General features: G+C 58.3%; 13 protein-coding genes and 1 pseudogene. 11 read left to right on the top strand and 3 right to left on the bottom strand.

Annotated features, from left to right (window positions below; translation table 11 throughout):
• The 5 genes and pseudogenes from CBW22_RS11945 to CBW22_RS11925 all read left to right on the top strand — a co-directional run.
• Positions 1 to 957 (top strand): hypothetical protein (locus CBW22_RS11945; RefSeq protein ID WP_217899519.1); only part of this gene is annotated, 957 nt, incomplete at its 5' end.
• Positions 958 to 1,105: 148 nt separating this feature from the next.
• Positions 1,106 to 1,984 carry an AraC family transcriptional regulator gene (locus CBW22_RS11940; protein WP_088516727.1) on the top strand — a complete coding sequence of 293 codons (879 nt, stop codon included), beginning with the start codon at positions 1,106 to 1,108 and terminating at the stop codon, positions 1,982 to 1,984.
• A 186-nt stretch (positions 1,985 to 2,170) separates the two neighbouring features.
• Positions 2,171 to 2,566: a DUF6088 family protein gene (locus CBW22_RS11935; protein ID WP_088516726.1), complete on the top strand. Its 396-nt coding sequence runs from the start codon at positions 2,171 to 2,173 to the stop codon at positions 2,564 to 2,566.
• Positions 2,559 to 3,523 (top strand): annotated as a pseudogene (locus CBW22_RS11930) (nucleotidyl transferase AbiEii/AbiGii toxin family protein). Before CBW22_RS11935 ends, CBW22_RS11930 begins: the two are co-directional and overlap by 8 nt.
• A 70-nt stretch (positions 3,524 to 3,593) precedes the next feature.
• Positions 3,594 to 3,923: a DUF1493 family protein gene (locus CBW22_RS11925; protein ID WP_058757234.1), complete on the top strand. Its 330-nt coding sequence runs from the start codon at positions 3,594 to 3,596 to the stop codon at positions 3,921 to 3,923.
• A 37-nt stretch (positions 3,924 to 3,960) separates the two neighbouring features.
• On the opposite strand, the gene CBW22_RS11920 is transcribed toward CBW22_RS11925, so the two are convergent.
• On the bottom strand, positions 3,961 to 4,740 hold the full coding sequence (locus CBW22_RS11920) for an NAD(P)H-dependent oxidoreductase (RefSeq protein ID WP_088516725.1): 780 nt from the start codon (positions 4,738 to 4,740) through the stop codon (positions 3,961 to 3,963).
• A gap of 90 nt (positions 4,741 to 4,830) precedes the next feature.
• Between CBW22_RS11920 and CBW22_RS11915 the strand changes: the two genes are divergently transcribed.
• The 4 genes from CBW22_RS11915 (at position 4,831) to CBW22_RS11900 (ending at position 9,100) form a co-directional block, all read left to right on the top strand.
• Positions 4,831 to 5,721, top strand: a complete 891-nt coding sequence (locus CBW22_RS11915; RefSeq protein WP_088516724.1) for a LysR family transcriptional regulator — start codon at positions 4,831 to 4,833, stop codon at positions 5,719 to 5,721.
• Between the two features lie 160 nt (positions 5,722 to 5,881).
• Entirely contained in the window at positions 5,882 to 6,751 is an 870-nt protein-coding gene (locus CBW22_RS11910) for an SDR family oxidoreductase (RefSeq protein ID WP_058776425.1), read from the top strand.
• Positions 6,752 to 6,795: 44 nt separating this feature from the next.
• Positions 6,796 to 7,974, top strand: coding sequence for an arabinose transporter (locus CBW22_RS11905; protein ID WP_088516723.1), 1,179 nt, complete (start codon positions 6,796 to 6,798; stop codon positions 7,972 to 7,974).
• A 79-nt stretch (positions 7,975 to 8,053) separates the two neighbouring features.
• Complete coding sequence (locus tag CBW22_RS11900; protein ID WP_058776427.1) at positions 8,054 to 9,100, top strand: DUF1176 domain-containing protein; 1,047 nt, start codon at positions 8,054 to 8,056, stop codon at positions 9,098 to 9,100.
• 33 nt (positions 9,101 to 9,133) lie between these two features.
• On the opposite strand, the gene CBW22_RS11895 is transcribed toward CBW22_RS11900, so the two are convergent.
• Positions 9,134 to 9,754, bottom strand: coding sequence for a TetR/AcrR family transcriptional regulator (locus CBW22_RS11895; RefSeq protein ID WP_058757190.1), 621 nt, complete (start codon positions 9,752 to 9,754; stop codon positions 9,134 to 9,136).
• Between the two features lie 321 nt (positions 9,755 to 10,075).
• On the opposite strand from CBW22_RS11895, the gene CBW22_RS11890 reads away from it, so the two are divergent.
• Both CBW22_RS11890 and CBW22_RS11885 read left to right on the top strand, forming a co-directional pair.
• The gene (locus CBW22_RS11890) at positions 10,076 to 11,215 is read left to right on the top strand and encodes an MFS transporter (RefSeq protein ID WP_254919485.1); all 1,140 of its coding nucleotides are present in this window, start codon (positions 10,076 to 10,078) and stop codon (positions 11,213 to 11,215) included.
• A gap of 70 nt (positions 11,216 to 11,285) precedes the next feature.
• Positions 11,286 to 12,239 (top strand): alpha/beta fold hydrolase, encoded by a 954-nt coding sequence (locus CBW22_RS11885; protein ID WP_088516730.1) that lies wholly within the window; start codon positions 11,286 to 11,288, stop codon positions 12,237 to 12,239.
• Between the two features lie 49 nt (positions 12,240 to 12,288).
• On the opposite strand, the gene CBW22_RS11880 is transcribed toward CBW22_RS11885, so the two are convergent.
• A complete protein-coding gene (locus CBW22_RS11880) occupies positions 12,289 to 12,972 on the bottom strand; it encodes a YecA/YgfB family protein (protein WP_088516721.1) in 684 nt (227 codons plus the stop codon).
• Positions 12,973 to 13,162: the final 190 nt, after the last annotated feature.

Genomic DNA, 13,162 nt, shown 5'->3' with positions numbered 1-13,162 from the left:
ATTTATGGAGGAGTGTTGTTATTAAATATTTGCCTGTCATATAATATAGACTTTGTTGATATGGTAAAAGTGAATGTTTTGATTGTATTTGGATCGGCATCCTTTATCATCACCATGATAATTTCAGCGTTGTTGACAATAATTATTTTTAGTCAGCATTTCACTGCTCGATTCCTCGTTAAAAATTTAATATATTGTTCTAAGATTAAATCGATAAGAAGATATCCAATCATTTTTTTGTTTTTAGGGTGTTTTTTGTTATCATCCTGGCCATACTTTATCCTGCTACAAAACTTAACATTGATTATTTTTTCAATGTTCTTAATTGCTGTGGTTTTTGCTATTTATATCATGGCTTTGACTAAGTATAGGACTAAGAAGGTTACGCTTTATAAACGCCTTATCCATGTAATCCATTGTCTAATGGCTTTATTCTCACCAATGTTTTTTGGATGTCTTGGTTTCGCGATAATAGTTATGGTCTTTCAAGATAGCCTTAGAGGCGTCAGTTTGTCTAAAGCTTGCATGACCGTTTCTATCCTATACTACTTGGTAATATTCCTCACTTTCCAAATGGCGCTGGCTTATAAAACACATAAAGAATTGACATTTTATTGCTTGGTTTTTTTTGTTTGCTTTTCCATGGTGTTTTCCCTTAGGTTTTCAGATAGTATTTTGATAAAGGTTATAGGCAGGGTGGGATTAGGTTTTGCATCTGAATGTTATTTAAAATCTGATTATGAAGAGCTTAAAATTCCTGATGTTTTCTCAAGGGCAACGATGAGTGATAAGACTATTGAACTTTCTGTGGTGACACATTTAGATAATATTTATTACCTAACAAGTAATTTAAATCCAGAATCTCCGGCACAATTAAGATTTGAATCCGAAAAGCTTAAAAGGATTGGCTGCCCCCCACTTAATGATAAAATCATATCAAATGCGAATGGAAGATAATCCGTTTTTTAGTAGATGAAAGGTCTTTGATTGATTTGTTAAAGCAAGATGTATTCAAAATGACATCCCTATAGCGGCATTAATTGAGCAAGATCCATCAGGCCCACTCCCAGCCACACGGGCATACTCATTCCCCAGAGAGGATGCTATGCCAGTAAACAAAAACCATCACCGCGAGACCTACCGCAAGCGCTTTGACAAAGTGTTCGACTACATCGAACGCCATCTTGATGAAGCGCTGCTGCTGGAGCAACTGAGTGAAGTGGCGCACTTTTCGCCGTACCACTTTCACCGCCAGTTCAGCGCCTGGTGCGGCATGCCGCCCGGGCGTTACATCCAGCTGATGCGGCTCAAACGGGCGTCGTACCGGCTGGCATTCAATCCGCACGAGAAAATCATTGAGATTGCGCTCGATGCCGGTTTTCAGCATGCCGAATCATTCAGTCGCGCCTTTAAGCAGGTATTTGACGTGACGCCGAGTGAATTTCGACAGCAGCCGGTGTGGATTACCTGGCATCAGCGCATGCCTCAGCCACCCGTCAAACGGAGAGAGAGTATGTCAGTTGAGATTAAAATGTTTCCCACCACGTCGGTGGCGATGCTCACGCATCACGGCGATCCGCAGCGCATCAACGAAACGGCGGCGCAGTTTATTGCCTGGCGCAAAAGTAGTGGCGCATCGCCGGTGCGCAGCAGCCAGACGTTCGGCGTCGCGCCGCACGATCCGGCCAGCACGCCCGCAGGGGATTTTCAGTATCACCTTTGCGGCTCGGTGACCGCACCGATTAATGAAGACAACGCCTTTGGCGTCGTTAACAGCACCATTCCCGGCGGACGCTGCGCGGTGCTTCGTCATCACGGCTCGCACAGCGCGTTGACCGAACTGGCGCGATCGCTCTACAGCGAATGGCTGCCCGCCAGCGGCGAAGAGCTGCGCGATTTCCCGTTGTTCTTCCACTATCACAACTTCGTGCATGAAGTGGCGGAACACGAATTGCTGACGGATATCTATTTGCCGCTTAAATGATGAGGAATCCCGATGGCGAAGGTCATCGGGAATGACTTCATACAGTAACACTGTCTGCTAACCTGAAACCTTAATTGCACTGAAACCCGCTGATAGCAAGGCTTGTAGGAGACTTGATGTCGTATGTTTGCTTTCCATAATGTCGTATGTTTGCTGTGATGCAAAAATGAACAGAGAGGACGCAACATGACTATTAAAGCGCGCATGCAGTCACGGCTGAAACGCTCTAAGCGTTATGTTTTCACGCGTGATGACTTCAACGATCTTGCCGGTTACGACCAGATTGGCCGTGTACTGCGGGAACTGGTGAACGACGGCCAGCTGCTTAAGGTTGGCTATGGCGTGTACACCAAAGCAAGAAAGAACGCGATTACGGGCAAGGTAATGCCTGCTGCACCCGGTGGTTCTGCTGCCGTTGTCATCGAGACGCTCGAACGTCTGAAGGTTGATTATCGTCTGGTTGGCGCGTCGGATGCCTATAACAGTGGGAAAACCACGCAGATTCCTGCATCCATGCAGATCAAAACGTCGCCACGTTTTAAACGCACCTTGTCAGTAGGAAGCAGTAAATTAAATGGATGACTTCATAGCGTTATTTCCTGATGTAGCTGATGCATTAGGCATCGAATCTGTCGCTATCGTGGAAAAGGATTTCTATATTGTTGAATTGCTGCGGCTGTTACAGCCTTTGAACTTCGGGAGCCATCAGCTGGTATTTTGTGGTGGAACCGCTTTGTCTAAGGCGGGTATTGCGCTTAACCGCATGTCTGAAGATGTGGATATCAAGCTTGTTCCCGTCGCCGATTTCTTTGCTAAAAACTCACGCACGCACGCACGCAGCGCAAAGCCATTCGTAAACAAATCATCGCCGAAATAACGGAAACCATTGCTGCTTCAGCATTTTTTCGTTTTGATGAGGCGCAGCCTAAAACTATTCGCGATGAGTATCGCTATAGTGAACTTCCCATTCGTTATCCGCAGAAATACGCTCAGGTGCCATGCCTGAGACCCTTCATTAAGCCGGAAATCATTGAGGCGACTTTACTTGAACCGCCTGAAAAGCGTGATATTCAGTCGCTTGTCACTGCCCTGACGCAACAAGGCGTTACGGTGCCGGGTTTTCCCTGTGCAACAGTGCTCGCTACCCAGGCGGAAAAGCTGGTGTCCATGATGCGCCGCACTGCGGCACGAATCAGAAGGCCGCAACGGGAAGACGATGCATCTTTAGTACGGCATGTGTACGATAATTTTTGCATTGCCAGCACCCATGAGATTGATTTAGCACGGCTACAAGCGTATGTGCGTCAGTATATTAAAGAGGATATCGAGCGGTATGGTATTCAATATCCCGAATTCTGCACCTCCCCAATTGCAGAACTCAGAATGGGTTTAGAAGAGCTGGCAGAGAACCCTGTTCACCGCCAGCGTTATCAGCAATTCGTAGTGCCCATGGTTTACGGCCAGTCTCCGGCTTCCTGGGAGGAGGCATTTGCCCGTTTTCGGCAGACGGCTATTGAGGTCCTCAGCGCCGCACGTTAATGCTTAGGCGAAGAGGGCAAGGCATGGCAAAATGCCCTGCGATCCTACCAGCACAGGCGAAGAGGCGACGATGACAGAGCAACTCGAACAGCGTATCTATGAACTGGTGCGGCGCTATGACGGCGTGTATCTGTTCAAGCAGAAAACGCTCACGCCGCAGATTGATATCGACAGCGATCTCAACTTCGAGCGCGACGAAGCCGCCGCGCTGATGGAGGAGTTTTTCAGCGAGTTCGCGGTCGATCGCGCGAATTTCGCTATTGAAACTTACTACCCGGACGAACCGTCGCTGGCGCAAATCCTCAACCCGTTCAACAAGCGTGAAGTGCCGGTGGTGCCGGATTTCACGCTGGGCATGCTGATTGCGTCGGCGCAGGCGGGGCGCTGGCTGTTTGAATAATACGGCAGCGCGCCGCTGCGGTTTGGCGGCCTGCGGCTCAGCGTGCCACGTGCACGCCAAATCCGTGCTCGCCTTCCGCAAGATCCTCGCGCAGCGTCAGCGCCGGAATCGCATATTCACCACCGTTCTGGCGGCGGAAGGCAATCGGTTGATCCTGCGCTAAGCGATCCAGTCGTTGCGCCAGCGCGGCGCACCAGTCGGCGAAGTGTTCCTGCGCCGACTTCTGCACGCGATACAGCACCAGCGGTGGCAACACGCTGAAGCCGGGATAGAACAGCATGCCGTGCTGGATCGGAAACAGCAGATCCTCAATCGGGCCGTTGATGCCGCGCGGCGCGTAGTGCGACTCCCAGCCGCCGGTGGTCACCACCAGCATGGCGCGCTTGCCGGCGAGCGTGCCTTCGCCGTAGCGATCGCCCCAGTGATGATCGTTGTGCTCGCCGACGCCATAGGCAAAACCGTTGGCATACACACGGTCAAACCAGCCTTTCATGATCGCCGGCATCGAAAACCACCACAGCGGAAACTGAAAAATCACCGTGTCGGCCCAGCGCAGCTTCTCCTGCTCGGCGGCAATGTCCGCTGCCTGCAGCTGGTGGTCGTAGGCGAAACGCGAATCCAGCGTGGCATCAAAATGCGTGCCCACCGGGGGCGCCAGCGTATCGGCGGCATCCAGCGGCGCTTTCCACTGCATGGCGTACAGATCTGACACCTGCACCTGATGGCCCGCCTGCTGCAGATGATTCACGGCAAAGTCTTTCAGCGATCCGTTCAGCGAGCGCGGTTCCGGATGGGCATACACAATCAAAACATTCATGGCGGTATCCTGTGAGATGAAAACCGCTGCAGGTTAAGCCAGCGCTGGCTATAGTAGAAATCAATTACTGATATCTCAGGTATAGATAGCATGAATATGCACTCGCTGGATTTGAATCTGCTGCAAACCTTAGACGTGTTGCTGGTGGAGCAGAACGTGACGCGCGCGGCGCAGCGCCTCAATCTGTCGCAGCCGTCGGTGAGCGCCCAGCTGGCGCGCCTGCGGCTGTTGTTTGACGATCCGCTGCTGTTGCCCGGTCCGCGCGGCATGCTGCCCACCGCCCGCGCCGAGGCCCTGCGCGAGCCGCTGCGTCTGGCGCTGGAAGCGCTGGAGCGTGCAGTGGCACCGCCGACAGCGTTCGATCCGGCGCGCGCGGAGCTCACCTGGCGCATTGCCGCCACCGATTACATGTCATCGGCGCTGATCCTGCCGGCGCTGAAACTCATTCGTGAAGCGGCACCACGCAGCCGCATGGCGGTGTTTGCACTCAATCCGCCGCAGGTGGCGCAGCAGCTGGAGAAGGGCGAGCTGGATGTGGTGTTTCACACCGGCGACAACGCGCCGCCGACGCTGCATCAGCGCCGCTTGTTCAGCGAGCGCTATGTGCTGGCCGGCCGGCACGATCATCCGCAGCTGCAGCAGCCCCTGACGCTGGACCGTTTTTGTCAGCTGGAGTTTGTGATGGTTTCGCCGGATGGCGGCGGCTTCAGTGCCGCCACCGATCGCGCGCTGGCCAGGCTCGGCCGCACGCGCCGCGTCGCGCTCTCGGTGCCGCATTTCCTGTTTATGCTCGACACGCTGGCCAACAGTGATTTGGTCGCCGTACTGCCGGAGCGCCTGGTGCGAAACGCGCCGCAGCTCTGCGTGGTTGCACCACCGCTGCAGATTGAAGGGTTTGACATCCTGATGCTGTGGCACGAGCGCCTGCATCGCGATCCCGCCCAGCAATGGCTGCGCCAGCAGATTGTGGCGGCGCTGTAAACCTGAACTCTCGCCGAATAAGTCGCGGTCTTCATGCCCTCAGGCCTTGTCCGTCAAGGCTTGATCCTGCTTTGCTGATGCGATTAGCGCCACCGCTCCACAGCACGCATCATATCAACACGACGAAACACTCGCGTTTTAACGTGCAGGAGAGAAGACCATGCAGATATTTGTCACCGGGGCCACCGGCTGGGTAGGTTCAGCGGTGGTGGAAGAGTTGATCGCGGCGGGCCATCAGGTGACAGGGCTGGCGCGTTCGGCGGAAAAAGCCGTGGCGCTGGCCGTCACTGGCGCACAGGTTATTCGCGGTTCGCTGGAGGACGCTGACGTGCTGCGTGACGCCGCGCAATCCGCGGACGCCATCATTCATACTGCGTTTAACCACGATTTTTCGCGCTTCGTGCAGAACTGCGAGCAGGACCGTCAAGTGATCGAGTTGCTCGGCGAGGCGATTGCCGGATCGGATCGCATGCTGCTGGTGACGTCCGGCCTGTCCGGTATGGCGCGCGGAGCGACGGAGCTGGATCAGCCGCAGCCGGTGTCACCGCGTCAGTCGGAAGCGGCGGCGCAGGCGCTGTCGCAGCGCGGCGTGCACGTGGCGACAGTGCGGCTGGCACCTTCAGTGCATGGCCTCGGCGACCACGGTTTTGTGCCGATTCTGGTGCGGCTGGCGCGTGAGAGCGGGATTTCCGCCTGGTGCGGCAGCGGTGAGAACTGCTGGTCCGGCGTGCACCGTCGCGATGCGGCGCGCGTCTATCGGCTGGCGCTGGAGCAGGGCGTCACTGAACGCGTTTATCACGCGGTGGCCGATGAGGCGGTGCCGTTCCGCGCAATCGCGGAGACGATTGGACGCCAGCTCGGATTGCCCAGCGGCGAGCGCGACCGGGCTCATTTTGGCTGGTTCGCCAACATGGCGGCGGGCAACATGGCGGTCTCCAGCCAGCGCACGCGCACGCTGCTGGACTGGTCTGCAACCCGCCCGGACCTGCTGAGCGAGCTTGATACGCCTGCCTATTACACCCATCTCTGATATCACGCTGCCGCTGCGCGCGGCAGTTTTCCTGGATTATATCGATGAAAAATAATGTATTTATCACCTTGCTACCGGTGACGCTGGCGGTGTTTATCGCTTTTCTCACCATGGGGATGCAGCTGCCGGTGCTGCCGCTGCATCTGCAGCAGAACCTCGGCATGGATACGCTGGCGATCGGCACGGTCATTGGCGCGCAGTTTGTCGCGTCGTTGCTGACGCGTTCGTGGGCGGGCAACTTCGCCGATATGCGCGGCGCAAAACGCGCTGTGCTGGCCGGGCTGTTGGTGGTGGCGAGTTCCGGCGTGATCTACCTGATTTCGCTGCTGTTCATTGATCGGCCTGCCAGCTCGGTGGCCATCCTGCTGCTGGGACGAGTGGTGCTGGCGCTGGGCGAGAGCCTGCTGGCCACCGGCGCGCTCGGCTGGGGGCTTGGGCTGGTGGGGCCGGCCAATGCCGGTAAAGTGATGGCGTGGATCGGTATCGCGATTTACGGCGCCTGGGCGCTGGGTGCGCCGCTGGGCGTGGCGATTTATCACGGCTGGCACTTCACCGGCATCGCCATGGCGATCATCGTGGTACCGCTGCTGCCGCTGATGTTTATCACCCAGGTGCGCGCTGTCGCGCCGACCTCGACCAAACGCACGCCGTTCTACAAAGTCATGGGCGCGGTGTGGCGGCCGGGACTGGGTCTGGCGCTCGCCAGCGTCGGCTTTGGCATGATCACCGCGTTTATCGCGCTGCTGTTTGCGGCCAGGGCCTGGGGCAACGCGTCGCTGGCGTTCACCGCGTTTGGCGTGGCGTTTATCGCGGCGCGCCTGTTCTTTGCCCATCTGCCGGATAAGCTGGGCGGCGCGCGCGTCGCGCTGGTATGCGTGCTGATTGAGGCCTGCGGTCAGTTGCTAATTTGGGGCGCTGATAGCGCGACGCTGGTTTATCTCGGCGCGGCGCTGACCGGTTTTGGCTATTCGCTGGCCTTTCCGGCGTTCGGCGTGGAAGCGGTACGCCGTGCGCCGCCGCACACCCGCAGCCTGGCGATGGGGGCTTATGTGGCGTTTCTCGATATCGCCCTGGCAGTCACCAGTCCGCTGGCGGGCGCGCTGGCCGCCCACCGCGGTGTGGCTTCGGTGTATCTCGCTGGCGCGATTGCCGTGGCGCTGGCAATGCTGGTGGCGCTGAGCCTGATGGCGCGTCAGCCACAACCACAGGCAGCGATGGAATAAGACCCGCCGCAAAAAATTCACTTCTCCCGCGCCGCAAAAATCATCACACTAGCCACCTTTACCATTAGGGAGAGATGGCATGAAAAGCCGATTGCTGCTGGCGCTGACGCTGTTCGCCAGCCTGAGCACGCCGTTGTGGGCCGACGAAGGCGTCTCGTTTAGCCATAAAGACTGGGAGCTGGCTTGTGATAATACGCTGACCTGCCGCGCCGCCGGCTACAGCGCCGAAGAAGGCGCGGGCGGATCGGTGCTGCTGACGCGCGCCGGCGGGCCAGACAGCCTGACGCACGGGCGCGTGGTGCTGGCCGATACCGGCGACGATGATGCGCAGCAGGTGAATGCGCTGGCGCTGTGGATTGACGATCGCGCGCTGGGCGAAGTCAGCAAAGCTGAGAACGATGAGTGGACGCTAAGCGACGCACAGACCCAGGCGCTGATCGCCGCCATCAAAGGCAGCGCCAGAGTGGAGTTTCGCGGTGCGGCCGAGCCGTTTGAGCTCTCCGGCAACGGGGCCTTTGCCACGCTGTTAAAAATGGATGAGGCGCAGGGACGGCTGAACACGCCGGGCGCGCTGGTGCGCAAGGGCAACCAGCCGGAAGCCAGCGTGCCGGCGGCAGTGGCGATGCCGGTGATTCAGCAGGTCCATGTGCTGAAAGCCGCGCCGCGCCCGCTGACGCCAGATGAACTGGCACAGGTCAAGCCAAAGCTGATTGCCTCGCTAACCGATGACGACAGCTGTGACAATCTCGCGCCGTCCGACGATCAGCCAGAAGAGGGCGCAGAACCGCCTACGCTGACGCCGGTAGATGCGCAGCACGTGCTGATCGCCGCGCTGTGCTGGCGCGGGGCTTACAACGAAGGCTATGGTTTCTGGCTGCTGGATAACGCGCTGCAGGGCACGCCGCAGCTGATCACCGATTCCGGATCTGATTATCACGACGGCGTGATCAGCGAAGCGCAGAAAGGGCGCGGCATTGGTGACTGCTGGAGCACCGCTGCATGGGTGTGGGATGGCCGCCAGTTCGTGCAGAGCAGCGAGGCCACCACCGGCATGTGCCGTGCCATCCGCGCCGGCGGCGCATGGCAGCTGCCAACGCTGGTCACCGAAGTCAAACCGGCGGGGTAATGTTCAGCGTGCGTCGCCAGGCGGCTGGGGCACTTAATCCGTCACGGATTTTGCCGCGTCCCAGACGGCCATGACATGGGCGATGGCGTTATCGATCTGCGCACCGTTGACGCCGTCGCGCACCAGCACCGACACGCCCAGCAGAAAAGCATCGAGGGCGATGGCGAGGGCGGCGGCATCGGTGTCGGCGCGCAGTTCGCCGCTGTCGATGCCGCGCTGCACGCAGGCCGTCATACCTGCCAGCGTGCGGGCGCGTGAGCGCGCCAGCGGCTGGGTGACGTCCGCGTGTTCGGCGGAAGGCGCACTCATCACGCCCAGGCCGACCATACATCCCAGCGGATGACCGGACTCACACTGCATGCTGGCAGAGCGCCGCAGCGCGGTCTCCATTGCGGTACGGGGCGGCAGGCTGTTATCCCACAGCGGCTCCACCACCTGCGCGTAAGTCGACAGATAGCGCTGCACACACTCCTGAAACAGCGCCTGCTTCGAGCCAAAAGCCGCGTAGAAGCTCGGTGCGGAAATACCGCCGGCAATTCCCGCCTTCAGCTGCGTTAACGATGTCGACTCATAGCCGTGCTGCCAGAAAATCTTCATCGCCTGTTCAATGGCCGCATCACGATCGAACGTACGCGGCCGTCCCATGGTGGCCATCTCAGTGCTCCGTTAAGCTCAATGCTTAAATACTAATCGATACATAAGTCGTTGACAACGGTCTCGCGCGTCAACTAATGTATCGATCAGTATATATCTGTGCCGACGGGCGGCGGATAGCGTATCCGCAGGGTTGTTCCTGAACCGTAACAGGTTGTCGCACTTCGCCAATTTATATACTGATCGGTACATATAATTTCAACGCCAGGCGCGCGCCTTACCTGCACGCTGATGACATCGGGAACGCTGATTGTGACGACTTTGAATACCGCCGCGGATAAAACCCGGCCGCTACCGCTGGGCGCGCTGCTGGCGCTGGCCATGACCGGTTTTATCTGCATCATCACCGAAACCTTACCGGCCGGACTGCTGCCGCAGATGGCGGCGGGCCTCGGTATTTCCACCGCGCTGGCCGGGCAGACCGTAACCGTTTATGCGCTTGGCTCGCTACTGGCGGCGATTCCACTGACCATCGCTACCCAGGGCTGGCGCCGCCGTAACGTGCTGTTGCTGGCTATTGTCGGTTTCCTGATTTTCAACTCCATCACCACGTTTTCGACCCACTTCGCACTGACGCTGGTGGCGCGCTTTTTTGCCGGCGCAGCGGCGGGACTCGCCTGGAGCCTGCTGGCCGGCTATGCGCGGCGCATGGTGCCGGTCCATCAGCAGGGCAAAGCGCTCGCCGTGGCGATGGTCGGCACGCCGATTGCGCTGGCGCTGGGCGTTCCCGTCGGCACCTGGCTGGGCACGGCGGTGGGCTGGCGCACGGCGTTCGGCATCATGTCGACGCTGACGCTGCTGCTGATCGGCTGGGTGCTGCTGCGGGTGCCTGACTATCCGGGACAAAGCAGCGATCAGCGTCTGCCGCTGCGCACGGTGTTCATGACGCCAGGCGTGCGCCCGGTGCTGGGCGTGGTGCTGGCGTGGATGACGGCGCACAACATTCTCTACACCTACATTGCGCCGTTCGTTACCCAGGCGGGTCTCGCCGGGCAGGTGGACAGCGTGCTGCTGGTGTTTGGCATCGCGGCGCTGGCGGCTATCGGCCTGGCCGGTCGCCTCGTCGATCACCACCTGCGCGTCGCCGTGCTCGGCAGTCTGGCGCTGTTTGCACTGGTCTCGCTGCTGTTCATCTGGCTGGCGCGCTTGCCGCTGCTGGTTTATGTCGGCGTGGCGCTGTGGGGGCTGACGTTTGGCGGGGCGGCCACGCTGTTGCAAACGGCGCTGGCGGATGCGGCGGGCGAGGGCGCGGATGTGGCGCTGTCGATGAACGTGGTGGTGTGGAACAGCGCGATTGCCGGCGGCGGTCTGGCCGGTGGCGTGTTGCTTACCCACTGGGGCGTGGCGTCTTTCCCGCTGGCGCTGCTGTTGCTGCTGGCGATTGGCTTCCTCATCGCACTGCAGGCGCGTCAGCACGGTTTCCAGGCCGGCGCGCGGCACCAGCGCGTACAAGGTCACTAACCTGCCGGGCTGACTTAAAAATTTAACCCACTGTTTTAAATGGCATTATGACAAAATGGAGATCAATCACGTGTTCAAAAAATTACTGTTAACCCTGCTGCTTGCCTCGGCCGCGCTGTTTTCCGCCGCCGGGACCGCCGCGGATGAATTCCCGCTGCCCGCCGGTTTCACCAGCAGCTATCAAACTGTGGATGGCGTGCGCCTGCATTATGTGAAGGGCGGCAGCGGACCGCTGGTATATCTGGTGCACGGTTTCGGACAGACGTGGTATGAGTGGCACCAGCTGATGCCGGAACTGGCAAAAAACCACACCGTCGTGGCGGTGGATCTGCCGGGGTTGGGACAGTCTGACGTGCCGCATTCGTATCGCGCCACCGACGTCGCGCCGCTGCTTTATCAGCTGGCACAACAGTTCGCCGGCGGCAAAAAATTCGACCTGGTGGCGCACGACATTGGTATCTGGAATACCTATCCGCTGCTGGTGAAACATCAGGACAGCATCCGCCGCGCCATCTTTATGGAAGCGCCGATCCCGGATGAAAGCATCTATCAGTTCCCGGCCTTTACGCCCGAAGGTGAATCCCTGGTGTGGCACTTCAGCTTCTTTGCGGCGCAGGGGCAACTCGCTGAGCAGCTGATCGCCGGTAAAGAGCGCCTGTTCTTTGAGCATTTCATCAAAGAACATGCCGCCAACAAAGCGGTGTTCACCCCGGCGCTGCTGGATCTTTACAGCAAATCCTATGCAAAACCGCACAGCCTGAACGCCGCCTTTGAATATTACCGGGTGCTGAATCAGGGAGTGGCGGACAATAAAGTGCTCTCACGCGAGAAAATTGCTGTGCCGATGCTGGCGATCGGCGGTGGCGGTCACGGCGGACTGGGTGCCTATGAGCAGCAGGTGGTCAGCCGCTACGCCTCGCAGGTCACCGGCAAAGTGTTACCTGGCTGCGGTCACTGGTTACCTGAAGAGTGCCCCGCGCCGCTGAATGCGGCGGTAATGGAATTTCTCGCGTCCGGGAAATAACGCGGTGCGCAGGCCAGTTTTAGCGCTGGCCTGCGTTGAGGTGAGCGTCTCAGGCTTTATTCAGGCAGCACTGCTTAAATTTTTTGCCGCTGCCGCACGGGCAGGGATCGTTGCGGCCGGTTTTTTCACCGGCAAAATGCGGCAGCTGCGGAGCTGGATCGGGCTGCGCCATGCGCTGTTCCTGCCAGTATTCGTGCAGTTCCAGCGCCGCCGGACGAATCGCCTCGATGCTGGCCTCAAACGCGTCCGGGGTGAAGGCTTCACGCTGCGCCAGCTGCTCTTCACTGCCGTGCAGCGCAATCGCCTGCAGCGCCGGTTGCTGTGCCGCCGGCAGCTGCGACCAGTCCGCATCCAGCGCCACGCCACGCATGTAGCCGTAGCACCAGTCTTCCACCACGGTAAACAGCTGGCCTTCCATCTCCTGCTCGCCGAACAGCGGATCGAACTGCTCCGGGTACTCCGCCAGCCGCTCGGCGATGTCGTTAAAGTGCTGGAAGGTCAGCGCCATGAAGCGGTCCATTTCGCGCGCGTTCGCCCACTGGGGAATCTTTTTCTCACCGCCCCAGATCGCCACCAGCCATTCGCTCGGTTCGATATCGTTCGGGCCGGAGAGCAGGGCAGTCAGCATGCCGTCCAGTTCGGCGGTGTCCACCACGGAGTGTTCGTTGCCATATTTTTCCAGCATGTCATCAAGCCAGTTCAGCTCTTTTTCGGTTAACGGACCCTGATTCATCCGGCGTCTCCTGCGGTGTGCATTGGTGGGCAAAAATTGCTGGGCGCGATTATAGCGGCAGCGCGCCTGATTTACCGCTTTTTGCATATCGATAGCCGAAGTGCGCCTAAAAAGGAATCGCCATAACTTATCGCGCAACAGTATTGGCGGGAAACGGCGGCGAATGTCAGCGTAAACGCAGGATTTACCG

The sequence above is a fragment of the Pantoea sp. VS1 genome (genome assembly GCF_002207995.1).
GTDB lineage: Bacteria > Pseudomonadota > Gammaproteobacteria > Enterobacterales > Enterobacteriaceae > Pantoea > Pantoea dispersa.
This window is presented reverse-complemented; position numbering and strand designations above follow the sequence as displayed.